Origin of the sequence: Novosphingobium sp., assembly GCF_031417815.1 — a bacterium.
Lineage (GTDB): Bacteria > Pseudomonadota > Alphaproteobacteria > Sphingomonadales > Sphingomonadaceae > Novosphingobium.
This window is the reverse complement of record NZ_JANOWI010000011.1, coordinates 1-23,714: the sequence shown is the minus strand read 5'-3', so window position 1 is coordinate 23,714 and position 23,714 is coordinate 1. Positions and strand designations below refer to the sequence as shown.

The window sequence follows — 23,714 nt, the reverse complement described above, 5'->3', positions numbered from 1 at the left end:
TTATTTTTTTTTTTTTGTGCGCCCATGCGTTCCCCGCCGGCGGGGGGGTGGGGTTGGGGGGGGGGCCCTCGACGAAAGCGTTGACGCTCAGCCTGTCGGCTGAGCTCCCCCACCCCAACCCCTCCCCGCTGGGAATGGGCTTTGTTCCGGAGCAGATCTATGACCATCCGTTGCATTCGTGTCGGCGCACCCGCCGGCCTTGATACCTTGCTGCCCGCGGCTGCCGAAGACCCGGGCCAGCCCGACCCCGGCCAGATCCGGGTGAAGTTGGCGGCAAGCTCGCTCAACTATCACGATTTCGCGGTTGTGACCGGCATGATCCCGGCCGCCGCCGGGCGCATCCCGATGTCCGATGGCGCCGGAACGGTTGAGGCCGTCGGTGCAGGCGTCACCCAATTCAAGCCGGGCGATCTGGTGGTTTCGACCTTCTTCCCCGAATGGATCGATGGTTCTCCGCCCGCCACGGCGTTTCGCGGGGTGCCGGGTGACGGGATCGATGGCTATGCGGTGGAAGCCGTGGTCGCCTCCGAACTGGCCTTCACCCGCGTGCCGAAGGGCTACAGCGCTGCCGAAGCCGCCACGCTTACCTGTGCAGGCCTGACCGCGTGGCGCGCGCTGTTTGTCGACAATGCCGTGCAGCCCGGTTCAACCGTGCTGATCCAGGGCAGCGGCGGGGTTTCGGTCTTCGCGCTGCAATTCGCCAAGGCAGCCGGCGCGCACGTGATCGCCACTTCCAGTTCGGACGAAAAGCTGGAAAGGCTCAAATCGCTCGGCGCGGATCAGTTGATCAATTACAAGGAGGTGCCGGCCTGGGGCGCCAAGGTGCTGGAACTGACCGGCGGCGCAGGCGTCGATTGCGTGGTCGAAATCGGCGGTGCGGGCACGCTCGACCAGTCGATGATGGCAACCCGCGTCGGCGGCCATGTCGCCTTGATCGGGGTTCTGGCAGGCTTTGCCGGACCCGTGCAAACCGCGCTGCTGATGGCCAAGAACCTGCGCGTCCAGGGTCTCACCGTGGGCAGCCGCGCGCAGCAGCTGGCCATGGTCGCGGGGATTGAGGCCAATGGGATCAAGCCGGTGATCAGCGATCACTTCCCGCTTGAACGCCTGGCCGATGCCTTCCGCCACCAGGCCGCGAACGCGCACTTCGGCAAGATCGTGGTGGATATCTAGGCTTCCCCGGGCGACGGCAGCCTGAAATTGCCTCCGCTGGCCGCTTCGATGCGCCGGGCGGCGCGGTCGTAGATGTTGAGGGACGTCTCTTCGGGATTGCCAAGACCCAACCGGTAGGCACCCAGAATGTAGTGCGGAAGACCCAGAAAACTCTTCTTCTCGATCTTGATTTGGCTCCACGGTACGAAGAACGGCCGGCTGAATGGGCCGAATATCCGCGAGATTCCGACCCGCAACCCGCTCGGGCAAACGTCGTAGCGCAAGCAATTGCCATAGTTCGCCACAGCAAACCTGGAGTCTCCAAAGCTTGCCGACTGGAAGCGCAATCGGATGATGGGCTGCTGTTCGGGTCGGTCGGGAAACCGGTCCTGCAAGCGGTACCACCCCGACATCGCACCAAGCAAAGCGGTACTGCCCACCCAGAGCCCGACAAACAGGAAGGGAAAGATTGCGAGAAGGGCGTTCTGGTTCATGATCCGCGCCTCAAGGCCGGATCACGATCCCAACGCCGGGATCAGCCCTACCTTCTGCCGTTGCCACAAACGCCTCAGCTGCAGCTTCCAGTCCGCTGCGTTCGTCCACCTTCACTGTGCTGCCTGCTTCGCCGATAAAGCGCACCCAGCTGGCCGCTACAGCCGCGCCAAAGGCCTTGGGACCCAACTCCTGGATCGCCGCGACGGCATGGTGCGGCGCGAAGAACAGCACCGGCTCAGGCCCCGGTAGCGGGCCACCCACTTGCCCGAAGCCCGCACCAACATGGGTTGCGCCAACGGTGCAGGAATACTTGAGATTGTCCGCCAGCGCAGTGTGGACAGCGTGAATAAGCGCGGCATTGCCGGCAAAATCGACCAGCACCGATGGGACCTGCGGCAGATCGGCAATCTGCTCATAAGCCATCACCACATCATAGAACCCGCCCGCGCGGACGAACTTGACGTTGCCGGCCGACGTCAGCCCGATCCGCCTCACCTGCGGCGATTTGTCGCGCGCGACGCTGGCGGTGGCCATCGCAGTTTTGGAGGAGGCACTGGTGCAGATCATCGCCTCGGCCCCAAACCAGGCTTCGCGGCGCATGAAGCTTTCGATCAGGAACCCGGTCTTGAACAAGGGCCCGAAGATCATCCGCTCGGCCTCGCGTCCCGGATCGTGCTCGGGATCGGCGGCCAGACGCGCATACTGATTGTAGATCGGGCTCATGGGCTGGCGGTGCGCGGCGGCATCCACGAACCCGCCCGCGCTGACGTTATCGGGCAGCACGTCAAGCGTCTCGGCCATCGGCAGGTAGCCATAGACCCGTTCACCCACGGTAAGGTCGGCATGACGCGATTCGGTGATAACTGCATGCCCCCACATCGGCACCACGCCCCATTCGCCTTCGCCCGGAAAGAAGTTCCAATAGCCGAACGCATCGCCCACCACCGCATAAGTGACGTTGTTGGCGGTGACCGAGAAGCTTTCGATCGTCAGCCGCACCTCGCCATCGCCGAGCGGCGGCAGGGCCGTATCGACGATCCGCGTCTGGGTGATGGCATCGCGCTTGACCAGGACGGTGCGGGCCACTGGCCTAGACCCGCATCGGCATCAGCACATAAAGCGCCGGGCTCTTGTCATCCTTGCGGATCAGCGTCGGCGCGCCCGCATCGGCCAGGTGCAGTTCCACCGTATCGCCTTCGATCTGGGCGAGGATATCCTTGAGGTAGTTGGCGTTGAAGCCGATTTCGAACCCGGCCGACTTGTAGTCGGCCGGAACCTCTTCGGCGGCGGTACCGTTGTCGGGGCTGGTAACCGACAAGGTGACCTTATCGGGTTCGAGCGACATCTTGACCGCGCGGGTCTTTTCGGTGGCGATGGTGGCCACGCGGTCAACCCCTTCCCAGAAGCTTTTGGGATCGAGCCGCAGGATCTTGTCGTTGCCGGTGGGGATCACGCGGCTGTAATCGGGGAAGGTGCCGTCGATCAGCTTGCTGGTCAGCACCACACCGTTCTGGCCGCCCAGCGTGAAGCGCACCTTGCTGGCCGAAAGATCGATCAGCACGTTGGCGTCTTGCGCTTCTTCGAGCAGCTTGCGCAGTTCGGCGACGCATTTGCGCGGCACAATCACATCGGGCATGCCATCAGCGCCGTCGGGTTTGGCCAGGGTATAGCGCGCCAGACGGTGGCCATCGGTGGCTGCAGCGCGCAGTTCATCATCGGTGACGTGGAGGAAAATGCCGTTGAGGTAGTACCGCGTTTCCTCGGTGCTGATCGCAAAGCGGGTGCGGTCGATCAGCTGGGCCAGCGTGGCTGCGGGCAGTTCGAAGCTGGTCGGCAGATCGCCCTCGGCAATCATCGGAAAATCATCGCGCGGCAGAGTCGGCAGGCTGAAGCGGCTGCGCCCGGCCTTGACCGTCATGCGGTTGTCCGCCGCATCAAGGCTGACCTGGCTGCCATCGGGCAGTTTGCGCGCGATATCAAACAGCAGGTGCGCCGAAACCGTGATCGCGCCGGGGCTGTCAACCGAGACAGCGCCCATGGATTCCACCACCTGCAGATCAAGATCGGTAGCCAGAACCCTGACCGTGCCATCGCCCGATGCCTCGATCAGCACGTTCGACAGGATCGGAATGGTGTTGCGGCGTTCGACAACAGACTGGACGTGCGACAGGCACTTCAGCAGCGTCGCGCGTTCGATGGTGGCCTTCATGGTCAGCTCGTGTCCCCCTTGGGCGCGCAGGCGAGAATCGCGCGGAGCGCCGTCAGTTTCGGACCATCTTCTCTAACGTGGCAGGCAGATGCGGCAAGGCTGCATGGCCGGAAATCGGGCTAAACTGGGGATAAATCCACGCTTTTGCAGACATAGCGGGCCGCTCAGCCCAGCATCGCCATGCCGCCGTTGACGTGCAGCGTCTGCCCGGTGACGTAGCCCGCTTCCTTGCTGGCAAGATAGGCGACCGCCGCGCCCACATCTTCGCCCTCGCCCATCCGGCCCATCGGGATCCGCGCATTGAGCGCGTCCTTCTGGCCATCGGGCAGCACTTCGGTCATCGCGGTGCGGATGAAACCGGGTGCCACGCAGTTGACGGTAATGCCGCGGGTGGCGACTTCCTGGCCCAGCGATTTCGACATGCCGACCAGGCCCGCTTTGGCCGCGGCATAGTTGATCTGCCCCGGATTGCCGGTCGCGCCGACCACGCTGGTGATCGTGATAATCCGTCCGTGGCGGGCCTTCATCATCGGCTTGCAGGCGGCGCGCATCAGGCGGAAGGCGGCCTCAAGGTTGATCTTGATCACTGCATCCCATTCTTCGTCCTTCATCCGCATCGCCAGATTGTCGCGGGTGATCCCGGCGTTGTTGACCAGGATATCGATCTTGCCCAGCGTATCGACCGTGGCCGGCACCAGATGCTCGACCTGCTCGGTGTTCGAAAGATCGCAGGTAATCTCGACATGATCGTGGCCATAAGTGTCGTTCAATTCCTCGCGGAACGAGCGCAACTTGCTGGGATTGGTCCCCGAAAGCGCCAACCGCGCCCCCTGCCGCGCCAGCGCATGGCTGATCGCCGAGCCAATCCCGCCAGCAGCGCCGGTGACGAGGGCAGTCATGCCGGAAAGGTCGAAAAGGCGGTGTTCCATTGTAGGCTCCGAAGATTTGGTTCACGCAAAGGCGCAAAGGCGCAAAGAGGACTATCTCATGTGGCCATGGTTGTTAACCACTCGGCGAATACCCTCTTTCATGGTTTCGCCAGAAAAGTTCATCAAGAGCCCAAGAGGTTGGTCTATCAGGCGCAAATAGGTAAGCAATTGCTTGGCGTAAACCGGGTTGAATCGATCAACTGATTTTACTTCGATTACCAATGTGTCGTTGACAAGAATGTCGATCTTGCAGGCGGCTTGAAACGTCATTCCGTCGTAGTTGACATCGATCGGCTTTTGCCGGTCGACCTTGTATCCCCGCCGCGCCAAAGCACCTGCGAGAACCATTTCGTAAACACTTTCAAGCAGGCCCGGCCCAAGTTCTCGGTGAATTCTGATTGCTTCACCAATCACGTCGGAGCTGATTGCATCCACACCAGAAAGGCCATGCCCCTCTGCGCCTTTGCGTCTTTGCGTGAAACTATCTTCGCTGGCCGTTGCGCGCTGCCGAATGAACGCGCGCACCCGTTCAGCAGTCGACGCCTTGATATCTCGGCCATTTCGCAGTTGCATGACGAACGGCGGATCGCCAAGCGCCGATGTACCGAACGCGGTGGCGCTCATGCCCGAGCATTCAAGAAAGCTCTCGATTTCAGTTAGCAACCCCATAGTGGATTAATCCAATAAATTGGATACAAATGTGGGTCAATGGCTACAGATAAACTTTGCGCAACCCAACTCTAAAGTCCGGCCAGCAGCGCCTCCACATCGCCCATCGTCACCACGCTCGCCACGTTCACATCGGCCACGCAACGGCCGATCATCGGGCCGAGCACCTTGCCGCCCAGTTCGACGAAGCTGTCCACCCCGGCGGCGTGCATCGCGATCACGCTTTCGCGCCAGCGGACGCGGCCGGTGACCTGTTCGACCAGCAGGCGCTGGACGTCGGTGGGGTCGCTCACGGGGGCGGCGGTGACGTTGGCGAAGACCGGGACGGTCAGCGCGCCGGGCGGCGTTTTCGCCAGCGCGTCGGCCATCGCATCGGCGGCGCCCTGCATCAGCGGGCAGTGGAACGGCGCGGACACCGGCAGCAGCACGCCGCGCTTGATCTCGAAGTCTTTCACCATCGCGATTGCACGCTCGATTGCGGCCTTATGACCCGAGAGCACGACCTGCCCGGGATCGTTGTCATTGGCGACGGTGCAGACCTCTCCTTCAGCCGCAGCATCGGCCAGCGCCTGCGCCTTGGCCAGATCGGCCCCCAGCAACGCGCACATCGCGCCCACCCCAACCGGCACCGCAGCCTGCATCGCCTGCCCGCGCAGCTTGAGCAGCCGCGCGGTATCGGCCAGCGAGAACGCGCCCGCAGCGCACAGCGCGGTATATTCGCCCAAACTGTGGCCGGCGACAAAATCGGCCTTGTCGGCAAGGCTGATCCCGCCTTCCTTTTCAAGCACGCGCAACACCGCAATGGCGTGAGCCATGATCGCCGGCTGGGCATTCTCGGTCAGCGTCAGCGCGTCTTCGGGGCCATCGGCCATGATCGCCGATAGCTTTTGCCCCAGCGCATCATCGACTTCCTGAAACACTTCGCGCGCGGCCGGGCTGGCGGCGGAAAGTTCCACGCCCATCCCGATCTTCTGACTGCCCTGGCCCGGGAAAACGAATGCCTTCATCATCAAACTCCCTGAATTGGCCGCCGCCTCTAGGGGCGGTCAGCCGGGTGTGGCAACCCCGAAGGGAACGATCTTGTTGTCCACATCATGGCCGATATCGGCGCTGCCCAGAAACGGGATCGCGTGGCGCGTGCACCAGTGCCGGGCGATGTCTTCAGCTTGGTGGCCGAACGGGGCATCGTTTTCTGGCACCTGGCTGATCCGGCCGAGCCGCAGCCCGGCAATCCCGCCGAGGTGCGCGGTGACATGGAAGAACAAACGGTCGACCGCATAGAGATATTCGCCGACATCTTCGACCATCACGACATGCCCTGCCAGCCCCGGCATCAGCGGGGTGCCGCACAGCATGGCCAGTGTCATCAGGTTGAAGGCGACCGCAGGATGATGATCGATCGACGGCTCAAGCCCTGAGACATCACCGGCCAGCCAGCCCAATGTCCGACGCACCGCCGCCTCGCCGCCATCGCGCCGGATGTCAGTGGGCATCGGCGCATGGACCTGCCGTCCGATCCGCTTGGCATAGAGCCCGCCAAGCAGGATGCCGCCATCGGAATAGCCAAGGAAGGTCTTGGCTTCGGCATTGCGGCCCATCCGCGCAATCGCGTCTTCCGCCACCCGCACCGCGCCATAGCCGCCGCGCGCAAACCACACCGCATCGAAAGCGGGGTCTTCGGCGGATGCGACCAGCGCGTCGATCCGCGCCGCATCGCTGCCAGCGAAGTGCCCTTGTTCGAGGAAGCACTGCGGGTGAAAATGAAGGTCGAGCGCCGGGAAATCAGCAGCAAGCGCGGTTACACGCGCGGCGTCTTCTTGGGTGATCGCGCGTGATGGGGCGCAGATGGCGATCCGGGGCATGGTCCTTCCTAACCCGGTTGCGTTGGCAAGCAAGGGCGCATACCGGAGGCGTGATGGACGATCTCACCGCTCACCCCTGGTTCTTCTGCGGCATCGGCGGATCGGGCATGCTGCCGCTGGCCTTGATCCTCAAGGGGATGGGCGGCGCAGTGGCCGGATCGGATCGCAGCCGTGATCAGGGTCGCACGCCGGAGAAATTCGCCTGGCTGGAAAGCCTGGGCTTCGGGCTGTTCCCGCAGGACGGCAGCGGCGTGACATCGGCGGCGCAGGTGCTCGTCGCCTCCGCCGCAGTCGAGGAAACGGTGCCCGAAATGGTCCGTGCGCGGGAATTGCGCTGCCCGCGACTGAGCCGCGCCGAACTGCTCGCGCGCCTTTTCAACGCCGCGTCTGGCCGCATCGCCATTGGCGGGACCAGCGGCAAAAGCACAGTCACCGGCATGGCCGGCTGGATCATGACCGCGGCGGGCCGCGACCCAACGATCATGAACGGCGCAGTGATGAAGAATTTCGTGCGCGACGATGCGCCCTTCGCCAGCGCGCGGGTTGGTGCCATCGATTCTGGCGGCGGCGAGGCCTTCGTCTCCGAAGTCGATGAGAGCGATGGTTCGATCGCGCTTTACAATCCCACCGTTGCGGCGCTGCTCAACGTCAGCCTCGATCACAAGTCGATGGAGGAACTGCGCGACCTGTTTGGCGATTTTCTCGCCCGCGCCGATGTGGCCGCGATCAATCTGGACGATGCCGAGACGGCGGCGCTGGCGCCGCGCGCAAAGCGTGTGATCGGCTTTGCGATCGATAATCCCGCCGCAGCAATCGGCGTTGAAGTCGGCTCGATCACCGAGGGACCGACCGGGCTTACCGCCACGATTGTCGATCGCCGCAGCGGCGCTGCCTGGCCGCTGCAGCTCAAGGTTCCGGGCCGCCACAACCTGGCCAATGCCCTGGCTGCCTTGGCGGCCTGCGATGCCGCCGGTGTACCGCTGGGCGATGGTGTCGCCGCGCTGGGCAGCTTTGCCGGGCTGGCGCGGCGCTTCGACATCATCGGCACCAGCCCATCGGGCGTTACCGTGATCGACGATTTCGGCCACAACCCGGACAAAGTGGCGGCCACACTGCGCACGCTTAAAACCCACCCCGGCCGGGTCATCGCGTTCTTCCAGCCGCACGGCTATGGCCCGCTGCGCCAGATGGGCCACGAACTTGCCGAAGTGTTCGCCCGCGAACTGGGCCCCGATGATCTCGCAATCCTGTGCGATCCGGTCTATTTCGGCGGGACGGTCGACAAGAGCGAAGGCTCTGCGCGGATCGTGGACTTGATCAAAGCCGCTGGCGGCAAAGCCGAATATGTCCCGTCGCGCGAGGACTGCGCGGCGCGGATCGCAGCAATCGCGCAGCCCGGTGACAGGATTGCGGTGATGGGTGCCCGCGATGATACGCTGACCGCGTTTGCAAAGGATCTGCTCACCCGGCTTTAGGCTTCCGCGCCGGTCTGGACCTTGAACACCTTATGCAGCATCAGCGCGATTCCCGTGCCCAGGATGATCCCGGCCACGCCCGAAAGCACCGCATTGGTCAGCCAGCCCAGCACCCCGCCCAGCACGCCGCTCACCGCTTCCACCGCATGTTGCACGGCGTGAACCGCATCAGATGGGCCGTGCAGGCCCAGTTCGTGCATCCCGTGAATCACGATCTGGCCGCCAACCCACAGCATCGCCGCCGTGCCCACCACCGACAGCACCGAAAGCAGGCGCGGCATGGCGTGAAGCAGTCCGCGGCCCACCGCCCTGGCTGCGGCAGTGCGGCGGTTCTCAACCATGTGCAGTCCGATATCATCCATCTTCACGATCAGCGCGACCGTGCCATAGACGCCGATCGTGATCACCACCGCCACCAACGCCAGGATCAACGCGCGGCTGAGCAGTGGCTCAGCAGACACTTCGCCCAGGGCGATCGCCATGATTTCGGCTGAGAGGATGAAATCGGTCCGCACCGCGCCGGTCACCCGTTCGCGTTCAAACTCGGCCATGTCGGTGATCGGGTCGGCCAGCGTTTCTCCGTGGTGTTCGCCGCCCAGCTTTTCCAGCACCTTTTCCGCGCCTTCATAGCACAGGTACAAGCCCCCCAGCATCAGCAGCGGGGTAATCGCCCATGGCAGGAACTGGCTAAGCAGCAAGGCCGCCGGCAGCAGGATCAGTAGCTTGTTCTTGAGGCTGCCCTTGGTGATCTTCCAGATGATCGGCAATTCGCGCTCGGGGGTGAATTCGGTGACATAGCTGGGAGTTACTGCGGCATCATCGATCACCACGCCCGCGGCCTTGGTCCCGGCTTTGGCCGCGGCCACGCCGACATCGTCGATGGTCGCCGCCGCAGCTTTGGCAATAACCGAAATATCGTCAAGCAGGGCGACCAGGCCGGTGGGCATCGAACGTGAACTCCGCAATTGCAAGGCAGCGACCTGTGCGGCAGTTGCAAGCGGCTTTCAAGTGACCATCCGCACAGACCCCCCCCCGCAATTTTGCAAGGCCACGTTGCGATGCAGGGATCGGGCGGCCCATGGACATGTCCGGTCCAAAGGCGTAGCCCGGCGGGGTTGAGGTCCGGACGGTCGCATGTCCAGGAGATCGAAACATGAAAATGCACCTCAACCTGGCCGTTCTCGCTTTGGCGGCAACGGTTTCGTCAGCCGCGCTGGCCGATGCCCAAGTGCCCGAATGGTACGGCAACTGGAATTTCAGTCTGGATGGGCGGCCCGGAGCGCTGACCATCACCGATACCAAGGCCGACTGCGCATCGAGCGCGTGGTGCGCGATGGCGGTCAATTACCGCGGCGCCAACGGCGTGCTGGTTCGCGGCACGATCGTGACGATCGACAGCAAGTGGCAGCACATGCGCTTCCGCCTCGCTTTTCCGGGCAACAACCAGACGTTTGATGCCTACCTGTTCAGCTGGGACAAGCGCAAGATGTCAGGAACGACCGTCTGGAATGGCCGCACCTTCGGCTTTCTGGCCACCAAATAGCCGCGGCGCATAGCCTATCGGTGGCGGCCGGACGGCGATCAGGCTTGCATTCGCGGGCCGAATCGCTAAGGGCCGCCACTTCCGCGCTTACGGGCACGGAAACCGAAGAAAGCCGGAGGGGCCCCGCAATGGTGCGGATCAGCCAGCGATCGGCTAGAATGATGAAGGGCATAGTATGCCGCTCTACGAGCATACCTTCCTGGCGCGCCAGGATCTGAGCCAGGCGCAAGTTGACGCGCTGGCCGCTACCGCCACCGAGATCGTTGAAGCCGGAAAAGGCTCGGTCACCAAGACCGAAACCTGGGGCCTCAAGAACCTCGCCTACAAGATCAAGCGCAACCGCAAGGCACACTATGTGATGCTCAACATCGATGCCCCCGCTGGCGTCGTGGCCGAGCTGGAACGCCAGACCGCGATCAACGAAGACGTGGTCCGCTGGCTGACCGTGCGTGTTGACGAGCATGAAGCCGGCCCGTCGGTGCAGATGCGCAAGCAAGACCGTGAGCGCACCAAGCGCCGCGAACGCGAGGAGTTCTAAGAGATGGCCCGCGCATTTTTCCGCCGCCGCAAAAGCTGCCCCTTTTCGGGCAAGGAAGCACCGAAGATCGATTACAAGGACACGCGTCTGCTGCAGGGCTATATGTCCGAACGCGGCAAGATCGTGCCGTCGCGCATCACCGCCGTTTCCGCCAAGAAGCAGCGCGAACTGGGCCAGGCGATCAAGCGTGCCCGTCACCTGGGGCTGCTGCCCTACCTCGTCAAGTAAGGAGGAAAACCCATGGAAATCATCCTCCTCGAACGCGTCGAGAAACTCGGCACGATCGGCGATGTCGTAACCGTCAAGGACGGTTATGCGCGTAACTTCCTGCTGCCCGGCAAGAAGGCGCTGCGCGCCAACGAAGCCAACCGCAAGCTGTTCGAAGCCAACCGCGGCAAGATCGAAGCTGACAACGCGGCGCGCCGCGGCGAAGCTGAAACGCACTCGGCAAACGTCGAAGGCAAATCGGTGGTGCTGATCCGCGCCTCGTCCAACGCCGGCCAGCTTTATGGTTCGGTTTCGGTGCGCGATATCGTCGATGCGCTCAACGCTGACGGCGCCGACATTGGCAAGGCGATGGTCGTGCTGGAACGCCCGATCAAGACCATTGGCGTGTTCGACGTCAAGGTATCGCTCCACCCCGAAGTCGCCGTCATGGTCAAGGTCAACGTTGCGCGTTCGACCGACGAAGCCGAACAACAGGCTGCCGGCGTCGACGTGATCAAGGCCATGTTCGAAGACGAAGCGGCTGCCGATGCAGCCAGCGAATTCGAAGGTGGCGGCGGTGAGCTGCCCGAAGGTGAAGCGGCTCCCGCCGCTGAAGCTCCGGCTGCCGAAGACGCTGCGGAAGACGAAGAAGCCTGAGGGTTTCGCGTCCAGTCCAGACGATCAGGGGGTGCTTCGGCGCCCCCTTTTCGTTGGTGCAATTGAAATGTCACAGAACTTCGGCTATAGGCCCAAGATGAAAATGACAGAGAAGCACATTACGGAATTGGTCCGCATATACGAAACCGCCGTTGAAACCCTGAAAGCCGATATCGCTGCTTTCGCACACGATGGCACCCTGCCCCCGCCCGATCGCCGCGAGAGCCGGGCGTGGTGCTATCCCGAACTCAGGATCGCCTATCGCGGGGTGGAAACCCAGGCCGACCTGTCGCGCGCGTTCGGCCGCCTGCAGCAGCCGGGCAATTTCGCCACCACAGTAACCCGGCCAGCCTTCTTCGCCGACTATCTGGCCGAGCAGCTGGAACTGATCGCGGCTGATTACGAAGTTGAAATTTCGGTTGGCCGCTCGGCGCAGGAAATCCCCTTTCCATACGTTATCGATGCCAGCGCCGATCTTGGCAGCACCAGCCCGCAGCAACTCGCGCGGCTCTTCCCCAGCACCGAACTGGCGCTGATCGGCGATGAACTGGCCGACGGGATCGAGCTTGACGATCCCAACGAAGATGTGCCGCTGGCGCTGTTTGACGCCTTGCGCACCGATTTCAGCCTGGCCCGCCTGGCACACTATTCGGGCACCCGGGTGGAAGATTTCCAGCGCTTCATCCTGTTCACAAACTATCACCGCTATGTCGATGAATTCGTTGATTGGGCCGGCAAGCAATTGGGCCAGAACGGTTATGCCGAACTAACCGGTGCGGGCGGCCTTGCGCTAGACAAACCAGTGCAGAACGCGCGCGATCGGTTGTCCGATACGGCCTGGCGACGTCATCAGATGCCAGCCTATCACCTGACCCGCGCGGACAAGAGCGGGATCACGCTGGTCAACATCGGGGTTGGCCCGTCCAACGCCAAGACCATCTGCGATCACCTGGCGGTGCTGCGCCCCGAAGCCTGGCTGATGATCGGGCACTGCGGGGGCCTGCGCGAAACCCAGCGGATCGGTGACTATGTGCTGGCCCACGCCTATCTGCGCGATGACCATGTGCTTGATGCTGTGCTGCCACCCGAAATCCCGATTCCGGCGATTGCCGAAGTGCAGATCGCGCTGGCACTGGCGGCTGAGCGGGTCAGCGGCGATGCCGGCGCGAACCTCAAAAAGCGGATGCGGACTGGCACCGTGGCGACCACCGATGATCGCAATTGGGAACTGCAATACACCCAGTTCGCGCGCCGCTTGTCGCTCAGCCGGGCAATCGGGATCGACATGGAAAGCGCCACTATCGCCGCACAGGGCTACCGCTTCCGCGTGCCTTACGGGACCTTGCTGTGCGTCTCCGACAAGCCACTCCACGGCGAGATCAAGCTGCCCGGGCAGGCCAACCGGTTCTACGAAGAAGCCATCGCCGCGCACTTGCAGATCGGCATCGTCACTTGCGATCTACTGCGCGAACAGGGCACCCGCCTCCACAGCCGTAAGCTGCGCGCCTTCAACGAACCGCCGTTCCGGTAGGCTTGGATCCTCTCCATTTTTGGCGACTGCCACAAATGGGGAGGTGGATGGGCCGTCAGGCCCAGACGGAGGGGTATTGGCGCGAAAGCCGAAACCCCTCCGTTATTTGCTGCGCAAATGCCACCTCCCCATTTGCACTGCGTGAAAATGGAGAGGGCCTAAGAAACAAGAAAATCCCGGATCGCCAGCCCGAGGTCGGGCTTGGTCACGCAGCTCATATGGGTGCCCGGCACCACCGCCTGCACCGCATCGGGCAGCGCAGCAGTCAGCGCGGCGGGATCGCCGTTGTCGCGGTCGGCATCGCCGTTGACGATCAGGGTTGGCATGGTGATCGCCGAGAGGGCAGACGGCGGGGTATCGGTGAAGGTCTGCAGCAGCATCCGCGTCGCGACCCGGTTCACCTTCATGGTCTTCATGAACTGCACCGCATGGAACGCCGGATCGCCCGCTTTGATCACATCGAACCGGTCGATCGCATCGATGAAGAATGCCCCGCGCGCCGTCCAGCCGGCCAGCCCTTCAAGCCCCATCCCGCCCAGCACCAGCCGGCGCGGCGATACCCCGGCGATAACCCCGCGCACCGAAGTACGCGCACCCAGCGAAAAGCCGCACAGATCAAAATCGGTCAGGCCAAGATGCGCGATCAGCGCGGCCAGATCCTTGGCCAGCACATCGTCCGTATAGGCCGCGGGATCGTGTGGCGCATCGCTTGCACCGTGTGCGCGCAAGTCCGGCATCAGGCATTCGAATCCGGCCGCTGCCAACATTTCGGCCTGGCCAAATTTGATCCAGTTCATCGCGGCGCTGGAAAACAGCCCGTGGAGCAGGATCAGCGGACGGCCCGTACCCATGCGGTGCAAGGCCAGCCGCGCGCCACCAAAACCGGGATAGAATTCGCTCATCGCTCCGCCTTAGCGCCGGGCAAGGTGTTCGGGAAGCGCCCAGCCTGCGGGTGCGGGCCAGCGATCGCGGGCAGGCCAATAGTCGCAGGGCAGCGGATCGCCCGCCACCCGCACTTGCAGCGCGCCCGGCACATTCCAGGCGAACAGGCAGACATGCCAGCCGCCCAATATCCCACGCGATACGTCGATGATCCCCTGCGCGCCTGCCGAACGCGCGGCATCACTGGCCTGCCACGACGGCGGTTCGCGACCGGCGGCCAGTTCATCGTTCCAGCGCACCTGCGAGCGCGCGGGATCGATCGCAAGCGCTGCGCAAGCCGCCGGATCGCGCTGATCGAACACCGCCGCACCATCAAGTTCGAGCGGCACCACCACCCGCGCAATTCCATCGGCCAGCAGGTAGCGCCCGATTGCAATCGTCGCCCAATCGGCCTGCGGCGTGATGTAGAGCGCGGGCTGGCCCGGACGGTGATAGCGCCCGGCACTGTCCGGCTCCGGGGGGTCCAGCACCTGCCCAACGCGCTCCGCCGCAATCGCCCGCCAGAACCGGCCGGAAATTTGGTGGAGGGGCAGTGTCAGACTCACTTCTTTACCAAGACCGCAACAAAGTCTGCAGTCGGGGCGTTCTCCAGCCACGCAGGAACGCCTTCGTCAATCACTAGCCACGGCTGCATCCGCTTGGTCCAGATGTGTGCGCGCGGCGACAGTTCGGCGCTAGCATCCAGCGTCCCGGCGCGAACTACGGCAACACCGGGCCGGGCTGAATTGGTGTTCCACAGCCGCGTGTGGCAGGTGCCGCACAGTCGCTGCACGCTTTCAGAGCCACTGGCGGTGATGTTGACGTAGACTTCTGGCTCGCCAGCGATCACTTCGATCTGGCCTTCGCCGATCAGCGCCTGCTGGGTAAAGGCGCTGCCGCTCCAGGTCTGGCAGGTCAGGCAGTGGCAGCAATAGACCGGCGGCATCGCCTCGACTGTGAGCCGATAGCGCACGGCCCCGCAGCGGCACCCGCCCTCAATTGCCATGCCCCTTCACCCCTTCTTCAAATGCCGCCGTCCCAAGAGTTCGGCGATCTGCACGGCATTCAGCGCGGCGCCCTTGCGCAGGTTGTCCGAGACGCACCACAGCGACAGGCCGTTCTCCAGCGTCGGGTCCTCGCGCACGCGGCTGACGTAAGTGGCGCCGTCGCCGACGCATTCTACAGGCGTGATATAGCCGCCGTCCTCGCGCTTATCGATCAGCATCACGCCTGGGGCATTGCGAAGCAGCTTTTGCGCGTCGGCGGCCGAAATCTCGTTCTCGAACTCGATGTTTATCGCTTCGCTATGGCCGACGAACACCGGCACCCGCACGCAAGTGGCGCTGACCTTGATCTTCGCACCCATGATCTTCTTGGTTTCGACCACCATCTTCCATTCCTCCTTGGTCGATCCATCATCGAGGAAGCTGTCGATATGCGGGATCACGTTGAAGGCGATCTGTTTGGTGAACTTGGTCGGCACCGCCGGATCGCCGACGAAGATGTTGCGGCTCTGCTCGAACAGTTCGTCCATGCCCTGCTTGCCCGCGCCCGAGACCGACTGGTAGGTGGCCACCACCACGCGCTTGATCGTTGCCGCATCGTGCAGCGGTTTGAGCGCGACGACCATCTGCGCAGTCGAGCAATTGGGGTTGGCGATGATCATCCTGGCCTTGTAGCCATCGATCGCGTCCGGGTTCACTTCGGGCACGACCAGCGGCACATCAGGGTCCATCCGGAAGTGCGAGGAGTTGTCGATCGAAACGCAGCCGGCTGCGGCCGCCCTGGGAGCATAGACCTTCGATACGTCCGACCCGGCGGCGAACAGCGCGATATCCCAGCCGGTGAAATCGAAGTGCTCGATATTGCGGACCTTGAGCATCTTGCCGGTATCGCCGAATTCAACCTCGTCGCCGGTGGAGCGCGACGAGGCAACCGCGGCCAGTTCTTCGATCGGAAATTCGCGCTCGGCCAGCACGTTCATCATCTCGCGCCCGACATTGCCCGTCGCGCCGACCACTACCACCCGGTAACCCATTTTATCACTCCACCACGCCAAGGTCGTCATGCTGAACTTGTTTCAGCAACAATCTCGCCACACAGACCGCCGCCTATGGGGCGAGATGGACCCCGAAACAAGTTCAGGGTGACGAATAGCGTTGTATGGCTAGACCTATTGCGGCGGCGTCACTCCGTGGCGCTCAAGGAACGCGAACACCGTGTCCCACAGATGCACTCCCACTTTGGGGCCGCTGACGCGGTGCGTATAACCGGGGTAGAGCATCATCTCGAACGGCACGGCCTGGCCCTGCATCGCCGAGATCAGCATCGAGCTGTTTTCGAACACCACGTTGTCATCGGCCATGCCGTGGACCAGCAGCAGCGGATCCTTGATCCTGCCGACGTCAGTCAGCGCGTTTGACTTCGCATAGACTTGCGCCACCAGACGCGGATCACCCAGATAGCGTTCGGTATAATGGGTATCGTAGAGTTCCCACCTGGTCACCGGCGCGCCGGCGATCCCGGCGGCATAAAGCCCCGGATCGGCCTGCAGCATCTTTAACGTCATGTAGCCGCCGTAGGACCAGCCATAAGTCGCGATCTTGCCGCCATCGACATGGGGCAGCCCTTTGAGGAACTGCGCACCGGCCTTCTGGTCTTCCACCTCGACGCTGCCCATCGCGCGGTAGAGCGCAGATCCGAACTTTACGCCGCGATTTTCACTGCCGCGATTGTCGATCTCGAAAAAGATATAGCCCTTCGCGACGATCGCCTGCGTCAACGGACCCGCCCAGCCGCGGGTCACGGTCTGCGCACTGGGGCCGCCATAGTGCTGGAAGAACACCGGGTACTTCTTGCCCGGCTTCATTACCGGGGTGGTCATCTTCCAGTGCAGCACGGTCCCATCGGCGGCCTTGATCGTGCCGAACGTCGCCGCGCAGTGGCTGGCCAGGAACGGCGCATAGGGATGCTGCCCCGCAACTTTGTTTTCCTCGACCCAGGCGAGCCGCTTGCCCTGGCTATCGGCGATGTAGACCTGTGGCGGCTGGCTGGTGCCAGACCGCGTCACCAGCAGGGTTTGCCCGGCCTTGTCCATCCCTGCGGTGTAGACATAGCCCGGATCGGACAGGCGCTCGATCTTGCCGGGCCGGGCCAGATCCAGGACATCGATCTGCGCGGCCAGCACATCGCCACGCGTGGAGGTGAAATAGACGCGCCCGGCCTTCTCATCGATCCCTACCAGCCCGGCTACCACCCAGGCCCCTTTAGTCAGCTGTTGCCACTGGTTATCGGGATGGCGGCGCGGATCGTAGCGGTAGAGGTGGCCAAAGCCATCCCGCTCGGACCACCAGACCAGGCTGCCGTCCTTGAGGAAGCGGTAATTGTCCGACAGATTGATCCAGCTCTTGTCGGCGGCCTTTTCGGTGAACAGCACCTGCGACTTGCCGGTTGCGGGATCGACCCGCAGCATATCAAGCACGGTCTGCGCGCGGTTCTGGCGCTGGACATAAAGCGTCTTGCCATCGGGCGCCCAATCGACCCGGGCAAGGTAGATGTCCTTGTCTGGCCCCAGATCGACCTGAACGCGCGCGCTGCCATCGGGGTTCATGACGAACAGCGAGACATCAGAATTGGCAGAGCCTGCCACGGGATAGCGCTGCTGGAAAGTCCGGGTAGATTCTGCGCCGATTGCGGTGCGGGTAACGATCCCGACTCCGGCATCGTCGAACCGCTCCACCGCGACCCGGCCGTCGTCGGGTGCCCACCAGGTGCCGCCGAACCGGCCCATTTCCTCCTGCGCGACAAATTCGGCCTCGCCCCAGTGAACCGTGTCGGCAGCTTCCGCAGGCGTGATCGGCCGGGCTTCGGCCCCGGCTTTGCCCGCCCAGAGGCGGCGATCGCGCACGAACGAGACATATCGCCCCTTGGGGCTGAGCGCGGGGTTGAGCAGATCGCCCCCGCCCAGCTTTTCGCTGCGCCCGTCGAGGTGGACCAGAAACAATTCGCCATCCAAGGGCACCAGGATCGCCGCGCTGTCATCACGCCAGGTATACGTAACCACGCCCTTGAGATCGCCGATCCGCTGGCGCTCGCGCTGCATCTTTTCAGCCTCGCTAAGTTCGCGTCCGCTGGAAAGCGCGGCCGAATCGACCAGCATCCGCCAGGTGCCGGCCTTGCGATCAAACCCCCACAGGTCATAGCGCTCGCGGTCGTCGTCGCGGTTCCTCAGCACCGTCAGCCAGCGCCCATCTGGCGAAAGCTTGACCCCGCGCGGCACTGCGCCAGACAGGCTGGGGCTGGCGAAGACGCGGTCGAACGAAAGCTTCGGTGCGGACACCCGCACAGCACTCACCGTCTCGCTCCCAGAAGGCGCGGCAGTAACGGCAAGCAGTGCGGCTGCAGCGGACAGCAAGACAAAGCGCATGGCAAGGCTGGATCCCCAAACGGAAGAAGGCGCCCCGGCTTATGCCGGGACGCCTTCCTAATCCGGATTAGCCAGTGTTGGCTAGGCTCAGCTTTCGCCCGGCCGCGGATCGCGGCGTTCGGCGATGCGGGCGCGCTTGCCGGTGCGGCCGCGCAGGTAATAAAGCTTGGCCCGCCGTACCACGCCCTTGCGGACGACGGTGATCGAATCAATGTTGGGCGAATAGATCGGGAACACGCGTTCCACGCCTTCGCCGAAGCTCATCTTGCGGACGGTGAAGTTGCTGGAAATGCCCTTGTTCGAACGCGCGATGCAGACGCCTTCATAGGCCTGAACACGGGTCCGTTCGCCTTCAACCACGCGCACGCCAACGCGCACGGTGTCACCAGGACGGAATTCGGGAATGGTCTTGGCGGCCTTGGCAATTTCCTCGGCCTCGATCTGCTGAATCAGGTTCATTGACCTGGGTCCTCATCTTCTTGCCGCGCGCCAGAGGCAGACTGGACCCGAGCGCCTGTATGACGCTCCCAAAGATCCGGCCTGCGTAACCGTGTGTCGATCTCGGACTGGCCTTTTCGCCAGCCTGCGATCTTCGCATGATCCCCCGATCGCAGCACTTCAGGGATCGTGCGCCCTTCCCACATCGCGGGTCGGGTATAGTGGGGATATTCGAGCAGGCCGTTTTCAAACGACTCCTCGGCCCCACTGGAAGCCGCGCCCATTACGCCGGGAAGCAGCCGAATGCAAGCGTCAAGCAGCATCAGAGCGGGCACCTCTCCGCCTGACAGGACGATATCGCCGAGAGACACCTCTTCCACGCCGCGGGCCGCGAAAATCCGCTCGTCGTAACCCTCGAACCGGCCGCACAGCACGATCACGCCGGGCCCTGCCGCCAGCTCGCGCACGCGTGCCTGAGTCAGCGGCTTTCCGCGCGGAGTCATGGCGATGATGGGGCGTTCCTCCCCGGCACGGGGAGGGGGACCATCCGCAGGATGGTGGCGGGGGCTCTCCGCAAAAGCCGCGCGTTGCGGCGAGCCCCCTCCACCAGCTGCGCTGGTCCCCCACCCCGTGCCGGGGAGGTATAGCGAGCGCGCAAAATCAATCGCCGCCGCCAGCACATCAACCCGCAGGACCATCCCCGCCCCGCCGCCGGCTGGCGTATCATCAACGGTCTTGTGCTTATCGATCGCAAAATCGCGGATCTGGACCGTATCGAGCGTCCACTTCCCCTCGTCACGCGCGCGGCCGGCCAGCGACACGCCCAACGGCCCGGGGAACATCTCCGGGTAAAGGGTCAGAATGGTGGCGTGGAAGGTCATTGGCGCGCCGTAATCAGGTAAAATCCCGCCGCGATTGAGCAAGATGCGAGAGCGGAGAGTCCCATCGAAAATCTCACATATTCCCAAACGCGTCCTGGATCACGCATCGACAAAAGCAGTATCACCAATGGAGCTGCGACTGCGACAAACGCAGATTGGCCAATTCGGTAATCATTCCCAAATGCCCTGTGTAATATCGCCGCAAGTATGGCCGAAGCCACGGCAGATATAAAAATCAAAAAAGGATAAACGAAGGCTTCGGCACCCATCAAACCGTCCAGTTCTCAATCTTCAACCCCGGCACATCGGCGAAGTCGGCTTCGTTATTTGTCACCAACGTCAGCCCCAGCGACAATGCATGAGCTGCGATCAATCGATCAAAACTGGCACGTTTGAAGGATATCTGACCGTATGTCCGGCCTGCTTGTTCATCGAAAGCCAGCACCGGAATTTCTTCGATGAGTATCTTCAATTCCGGCAGCGGCGGCGGCTTTCCTCGAACCGATCCATGCGTGACCTCGGCATAAGTGATGGCAGACATGACAAAATCCCCCTCGCCGTGCTCTGCCATTCGCCGCTTCAACTTAGGGTCAGCGGCCAAGGCAACAGCGATGACCACGTTGCTGTCGAGCATGAACTTCATGCGCCGGGCATATGCTTTGCACGCCATTCAGGATCGTCCCACAACAGCGGGCGCTCCTCAAGCAGGCGATCTTCGTCCTTGATGAACTGCAAGCCCGATCCGACTGCGCAGCCCCAGACCTTGTCGATATTGAACTTGCGCTTGGCCGGTTCGGCAGGTTCGACATGAAACCCGGCGCGTTCTTCACGCAACACCATGGTGGAACCTTCAACCATGCCCAGTTCCTTGGGCAGGCGCAGCGCGAGCGAATTGCCCGACTTGAAAACCTTAGCGCGATACTCCTTGCCCATGGTGGCACTCCGTATATACAAGATGTATATACATTCACGGAGGCTGTCCGTCAATTGAAACGCCTGGTTCCATTCGCCTTGTTGCTCACCGCGCCCGCCAGTGCCGAGCTGATCGGCACCTGCCAGTTTGACCGCGATAGGCTCAGCTTCGCCGAGACCCCGCTCGATCAGGCCAGGTGCCTGCTGCGCAAGGTGCTGCCACTGGGGGTAAAGGCCGATCAGCCGCTGCCGCCCGTTATCGTCCACTTGATGAGCGATGCCGCGCCGCCAACGCCTGCGCACAAAGCGGCTGCTATTGCCGCCTTACCGCAGCCTTATCGCAGTTTCGCGATCGATCATGCGAACGATCCCGTCAGCCAGACTGAGGCCGGATTGCCGCTGCTCTACTTCGTGATCCACGATACCAGCTCGCCGTTTCTGGATGACGCGCCCTTCCCCGCAAACCTCGATCACAACCGCCAGATCAACGATTTCACGCCTTACATGAACGGCACTTTCGCGGCCGAGCCGGTGGCGCACATCTTCCTTTCGCGCGGCGGCCAGATCTGGGCCGGGCATGATTTTGCCGAAGGTTGGCGCGCGACCAAGCTGGAAAGCTATGTCATCGGCCCAGCATCGCGCGGCCGGTTTGTCCATATCGAGGTGATGCAGCCGCGCCGTTTGATTGATGGCTATGACGATCGCGGTCACACTTATGGCCCCACCCCGGGCTTTTCCGATGCGCAATACCGCCAGCTTGCCGCGCTTTACGTTTACGTCAGCGCGCGGGCCGGGCGCTGGCTGATCCCGGCGCAGCACGCCACCATCGACGATCTGATCCCCGACGCGCACGACGATCCGCAGAATTTCGAGCTTGAGAGGTTTGCAGCGGAACTGGAAAAGCTGCTGGTGGCCTAGTCAGCAGCAAAAGCGGCGGCAATCACGATCCGCGCTTCATTCCATTCAGGCACAGCATCTTCGCGCATCGGCACCATGAAGCGTTTGCCGGCTTTCCCGTCTACGGGCAGGCGCTGCACTTCGATCACGTCACCCGCACCGAAGTTTTCAACCGCAACGCAAGTGCCAAGCGGATCACCGGCATCGGAGACAACAGGCAGGACGATCAGATCGGCATAATAGTATTCGCCTTCGCCCAGTGGCGGCAGCTGCGAACGCGCCACGGTCAGCGCGGTGCCGCGCAGCTTTTCTGCGGCAGTGCGATCCGCCACTTCGGCGAAGCGGGCGATTGCCCCGCCCTTGCCATCATCGCGCAGCTTGGTCACCGTCAGCGCGGAATCGTTGAAGGCGCGGAACGGCCGCAGCTGTTCCACGCCTTCACCGAACAGTTTGAGCCGAACCTCGCCCCCGATGCCGTGCGCGCCAATGATGGCGGCCAGCGTAATGGGGCGGGGATCGGCCAAGACCGGGCCTTAGGCCTGTTCTTCGCTGGCTTCAGCAGCCGGAGCTTCCTCAGCCGCAGGCGCTTCGGCAGCAGCCGCTTCAGCAGCAGGCGCTTCTTCAGCGGCGGGAGCTTCGACCGCAGCTTCTTCAGCCGGAGCTTCAACAGCGGCTTCTTCAACAGGCGCTTCTTCAGCAGCAGGTGCTTCTTCGGCGGCAGGTGCTTCCTCAGCGGCAGGTGCTTCTTCGGCAGCCGGAGCTTCGACGGCAACTTCTTCGGCGACAGGCGCTTCTTCGACGGCAACTTCTTCGACGGCAGGCGCTTCTTCAGCAGCCACTTCTTCAACCACCGGCGCTGCAGCGGCTTCCTTGGCGGCTTCTTCAGCGGCGATTGCCTTTTCGGCCTTTTCTTCGGCGCGATCCTTGGCCTTCTTGCCCGGTTCGGCCTTGTTCGGGTTCACGGTCGCAGCGCGTTCCACGACCCCGGCCTTGTCGAGCAGACGGGCAACGCGGTCGGTCGCCTGGGCGCCAACGCCCAGCCAGTACTTGACCCGGTCTTCGACCAGACGGACGCGGTTTTCATCATCCTTGGCCAGCAGCGGGTTGTAAGTGCCGACCTGTTCCAGATACTTGCCGTCACGCGGGCTGCGCGTGTCGGTAGCGACGATCTTGTAATAGGGGCGCTTTTTGGAACCGCCACGCGAAAGACGAAGAGAAACAGCCATTTGAACTACCTTTCAAACAAATTGGATTAAATTTTGAAAATCACTTTTTGAGCAAATCATTGAGATTGGAGGGCAGGCCGCCCTGCCCGCCGCCGCCCAGCCCGGGCAATCCCGGAAGGCCGCCGCCGCCCATTCCGCCAGCGCCGCCGCCCATATCGCCGCCGCCGCCCAGCTTGCCGCCAAGCATTCCGGCCAGACCCTTGAGGCCGCCCATTTTCTTGATGCGCTTCATCGCGCTGGCCATTTCCTGGTGCATCTTGAGCAGCTTGTTGACGTCCTGCACCTGCACCCCCGAACCCTTGGCCACGCGGATCTTGCGCTTGGCGTTGAGCAGTTCTGGGCGGGCGCGTTCCTTAACGGTCATCGAGCTGACGATCGCTTCGAGGCGCAGCAGCACGCGGTCGTCCATGCCGCTGGAATCCATTGCCGCCTTGGCCTTCTTCATCCCCGGCAGCATCCCCGCCAGCGCGCCAAGGCCGCCCATCTTGCGCATGTTGCGCAACTGGTCGGCGAGGTCGTTCATATCGAACTGACCCTTGGCCATCCGCGCCGCCATCCGTTCGGCATCTTCGGCCTGGATCGCTTCGGCGGCGCGCTCGACGATCGAGACGACATCGCCCATGCCCAGGATCCGGCCGGCAACCCGCGCGGGATTGAATGCCTCGATCGCGTCGAGCTTTTCACCGGTCCCGGCAAATTTGATCGGCTGGCCGGTAACATGGCGCATCGAAAGCGCCGCACCGCCG

The 23,714-nt window shown here is 63.0% G+C and carries 26 protein-coding genes and 2 pseudogenes; 8 read left to right on the top strand and 20 right to left on the bottom strand.

The window, feature by feature from the left end; genetic code table 11:
* Positions 1 to 159 precede the first annotated feature (159 nt).
* Positions 160 to 1,173, top strand: coding sequence for a zinc-dependent alcohol dehydrogenase family protein (locus RMN99_RS02820; RefSeq protein ID WP_409035227.1), 1,014 nt, complete (start codon positions 160 to 162; stop codon positions 1,171 to 1,173).
* On the opposite strand, the gene RMN99_RS02815 is transcribed toward RMN99_RS02820, so the two are convergent.
* The 7 genes from RMN99_RS02815 to RMN99_RS02785 all read right to left on the bottom strand — a co-directional run bounded on the left by RMN99_RS02815 (position 1,170) and on the right by RMN99_RS02785 (position 7,316).
* Positions 1,170 to 1,646, bottom strand: coding sequence for a hypothetical protein (locus tag RMN99_RS02815; protein WP_309621774.1), 477 nt, complete (start codon positions 1,644 to 1,646; stop codon positions 1,170 to 1,172). The genes RMN99_RS02820 and RMN99_RS02815 overlap by 4 nt on opposite strands.
* A 10-nt stretch (positions 1,647 to 1,656) precedes the next feature.
* Positions 1,657 to 2,733, bottom strand: coding sequence for a DUF2855 family protein (locus RMN99_RS02810; RefSeq protein ID WP_309621773.1), 1,077 nt, complete (start codon positions 2,731 to 2,733; stop codon positions 1,657 to 1,659).
* 4 nt (positions 2,734 to 2,737) lie between these two features.
* Positions 2,738 to 3,856, bottom strand: coding sequence for a DNA polymerase III subunit beta (dnaN, locus tag RMN99_RS02805; protein ID WP_309621772.1), 1,119 nt, complete (start codon positions 3,854 to 3,856; stop codon positions 2,738 to 2,740).
* 164 nt (positions 3,857 to 4,020) lie between these two features.
* Entirely contained in the window at positions 4,021 to 4,785 is a 765-nt protein-coding gene (gene fabG / locus RMN99_RS02800) for a 3-oxoacyl-[acyl-carrier-protein] reductase (RefSeq protein WP_309621771.1), read from the bottom strand.
* A 51-nt stretch (positions 4,786 to 4,836) separates the two neighbouring features.
* Positions 4,837 to 5,409, bottom strand: a complete 573-nt coding sequence (locus tag RMN99_RS02795; protein WP_309621770.1) for a GxxExxY protein — start codon at positions 5,407 to 5,409, stop codon at positions 4,837 to 4,839.
* Positions 5,410 to 5,525: 116 nt separating this feature from the next.
* Positions 5,526 to 6,461 (bottom strand): ACP S-malonyltransferase, encoded by a 936-nt coding sequence (gene fabD / locus RMN99_RS02790; RefSeq protein ID WP_309621769.1) that lies wholly within the window; start codon positions 6,459 to 6,461, stop codon positions 5,526 to 5,528.
* A 39-nt stretch (positions 6,462 to 6,500) separates the two neighbouring features.
* Positions 6,501 to 7,316 carry an LD-carboxypeptidase gene (locus tag RMN99_RS02785; protein ID WP_309621768.1) on the bottom strand — a complete coding sequence of 272 codons (816 nt, stop codon included), beginning with the start codon at positions 7,314 to 7,316 and terminating at the stop codon, positions 6,501 to 6,503.
* Positions 7,317 to 7,369: 53 nt separating this feature from the next.
* Here RMN99_RS02785 and RMN99_RS02780 point away from each other — a divergent pair, with 53 nt between their 5' ends.
* Complete coding sequence (locus tag RMN99_RS02780) at positions 7,370 to 8,791, top strand: glutamate ligase domain-containing protein (RefSeq protein WP_309621767.1); 1,422 nt, start codon at positions 7,370 to 7,372, stop codon at positions 8,789 to 8,791.
* Here the strand turns inward: RMN99_RS02780 and RMN99_RS02775 are convergent.
* Positions 8,788 to 9,738 (bottom strand): DUF808 domain-containing protein, encoded by a 951-nt coding sequence (locus RMN99_RS02775; protein WP_309621766.1) that lies wholly within the window; start codon positions 9,736 to 9,738, stop codon positions 8,788 to 8,790. The genes RMN99_RS02780 and RMN99_RS02775 overlap by 4 nt on opposite strands.
* A gap of 206 nt (positions 9,739 to 9,944) precedes the next feature.
* On the opposite strand from RMN99_RS02775, the gene RMN99_RS02770 reads away from it, so the two are divergent.
* The 5 genes from RMN99_RS02770 (at position 9,945) to RMN99_RS02750 (ending at position 13,267) form a co-directional block, all read left to right on the top strand.
* Positions 9,945 to 10,334, top strand: coding sequence for a DUF6006 family protein (locus RMN99_RS02770; protein ID WP_309621765.1), 390 nt, complete (start codon positions 9,945 to 9,947; stop codon positions 10,332 to 10,334).
* A gap of 175 nt (positions 10,335 to 10,509) precedes the next feature.
* Positions 10,510 to 10,872, top strand: a complete 363-nt coding sequence (gene rpsF, locus RMN99_RS02765; RefSeq protein ID WP_309621764.1) for a 30S ribosomal protein S6 — start codon at positions 10,510 to 10,512, stop codon at positions 10,870 to 10,872.
* A 3-nt stretch (positions 10,873 to 10,875) separates the two neighbouring features.
* The gene (gene rpsR, locus RMN99_RS02760; RefSeq protein ID WP_292974259.1) at positions 10,876 to 11,100 is read left to right on the top strand and encodes a 30S ribosomal protein S18; all 225 of its coding nucleotides are present in this window, start codon (positions 10,876 to 10,878) and stop codon (positions 11,098 to 11,100) included.
* Positions 11,101 to 11,112: 12 nt separating this feature from the next.
* Positions 11,113 to 11,736, top strand: coding sequence for a 50S ribosomal protein L9 (rplI, locus tag RMN99_RS02755; protein ID WP_309621763.1), 624 nt, complete (start codon positions 11,113 to 11,115; stop codon positions 11,734 to 11,736).
* Positions 11,737 to 11,833: 97 nt separating this feature from the next.
* The gene (locus RMN99_RS02750) at positions 11,834 to 13,267 is read left to right on the top strand and encodes an AMP nucleosidase (protein ID WP_309621762.1); all 1,434 of its coding nucleotides are present in this window, start codon (positions 11,834 to 11,836) and stop codon (positions 13,265 to 13,267) included.
* A 158-nt stretch (positions 13,268 to 13,425) separates the two neighbouring features.
* Here the strand turns inward: RMN99_RS02750 and RMN99_RS02745 are convergent, their stop codons facing one another.
* The 9 genes from RMN99_RS02745 to RMN99_RS02705 form a co-directional block, all read right to left on the bottom strand.
* On the bottom strand, positions 13,426 to 14,169 hold the full coding sequence (locus tag RMN99_RS02745; protein ID WP_309621761.1) for an alpha/beta fold hydrolase: 744 nt from the start codon (positions 14,167 to 14,169) through the stop codon (positions 13,426 to 13,428).
* 9 nt (positions 14,170 to 14,178) lie between these two features.
* Positions 14,179 to 14,754, bottom strand: coding sequence for an RES family NAD+ phosphorylase (locus RMN99_RS02740; RefSeq protein WP_309621760.1), 576 nt, complete (start codon positions 14,752 to 14,754; stop codon positions 14,179 to 14,181).
* On the bottom strand, positions 14,751 to 15,194 hold the full coding sequence (locus tag RMN99_RS02735; RefSeq protein WP_309621759.1) for a GFA family protein: 444 nt from the start codon (positions 15,192 to 15,194) through the stop codon (positions 14,751 to 14,753). Before RMN99_RS02735 ends, RMN99_RS02740 begins: the two co-directional genes overlap by 4 nt.
* Positions 15,195 to 15,200: 6 nt before the next feature.
* The gene (locus RMN99_RS02730) at positions 15,201 to 16,226 is read right to left on the bottom strand and encodes an aspartate-semialdehyde dehydrogenase (RefSeq protein WP_309621758.1); all 1,026 of its coding nucleotides are present in this window, start codon (positions 16,224 to 16,226) and stop codon (positions 15,201 to 15,203) included.
* Positions 16,227 to 16,361: 135 nt separating this feature from the next.
* The gene (locus RMN99_RS02725) at positions 16,362 to 18,614 is read right to left on the bottom strand and encodes a DPP IV N-terminal domain-containing protein (RefSeq protein WP_309621757.1); all 2,253 of its coding nucleotides are present in this window, start codon (positions 18,612 to 18,614) and stop codon (positions 16,362 to 16,364) included.
* Positions 18,615 to 18,701: 87 nt separating this feature from the next.
* Positions 18,702 to 19,073, bottom strand: coding sequence for a 50S ribosomal protein L19 (gene rplS / locus RMN99_RS02720; protein WP_309621756.1), 372 nt, complete (start codon positions 19,071 to 19,073; stop codon positions 18,702 to 18,704).
* Positions 19,070 to 19,933, bottom strand: a complete 864-nt coding sequence (gene trmD / locus RMN99_RS02715; protein ID WP_309621755.1) for a tRNA (guanosine(37)-N1)-methyltransferase TrmD — start codon at positions 19,931 to 19,933, stop codon at positions 19,070 to 19,072. The genes rplS and trmD overlap by 4 nt, the downstream gene beginning before the upstream one ends.
* Positions 19,934 to 20,201: 268 nt before the next feature.
* Complete coding sequence (locus RMN99_RS02710; protein ID WP_309621754.1) at positions 20,202 to 20,576, bottom strand: type II toxin-antitoxin system VapC family toxin; 375 nt, start codon at positions 20,574 to 20,576, stop codon at positions 20,202 to 20,204.
* Positions 20,573 to 20,866 (bottom strand): AbrB/MazE/SpoVT family DNA-binding domain-containing protein, encoded by a 294-nt coding sequence (locus RMN99_RS02705; RefSeq protein ID WP_309621753.1) that lies wholly within the window; start codon positions 20,864 to 20,866, stop codon positions 20,573 to 20,575. The genes RMN99_RS02710 and RMN99_RS02705 overlap by 4 nt, the downstream gene beginning before the upstream one ends.
* Positions 20,867 to 20,920: 54 nt before the next feature.
* Here RMN99_RS02705 and RMN99_RS02700 point away from each other — a divergent pair, with 54 nt between their 5' ends.
* A complete protein-coding gene (locus RMN99_RS02700) occupies positions 20,921 to 21,763 on the top strand; it encodes a hypothetical protein (protein WP_309621752.1) in 843 nt (280 codons plus the stop codon).
* On the opposite strand, the gene rimM is transcribed toward RMN99_RS02700, so the two are convergent.
* From rimM to RMN99_RS02685, 3 genes and pseudogenes are all read right to left on the bottom strand, one after another.
* A complete protein-coding gene (rimM, locus tag RMN99_RS02695; protein WP_309621751.1) occupies positions 21,760 to 22,266 on the bottom strand; it encodes a ribosome maturation factor RimM in 507 nt (168 codons plus the stop codon). The genes RMN99_RS02700 and rimM overlap by 4 nt on opposite strands.
* 255 nt (positions 22,267 to 22,521) lie before the next feature.
* Positions 22,522 to 22,968, bottom strand: a pseudogene (gene rpsP, locus RMN99_RS02690) (30S ribosomal protein S16); the annotation flags it as partial.
* Positions 22,969 to 23,008: 40 nt separating this feature from the next.
* Positions 23,009 to 23,714, bottom strand: a pseudogene (locus RMN99_RS02685) (signal recognition particle protein); the annotation flags it as partial.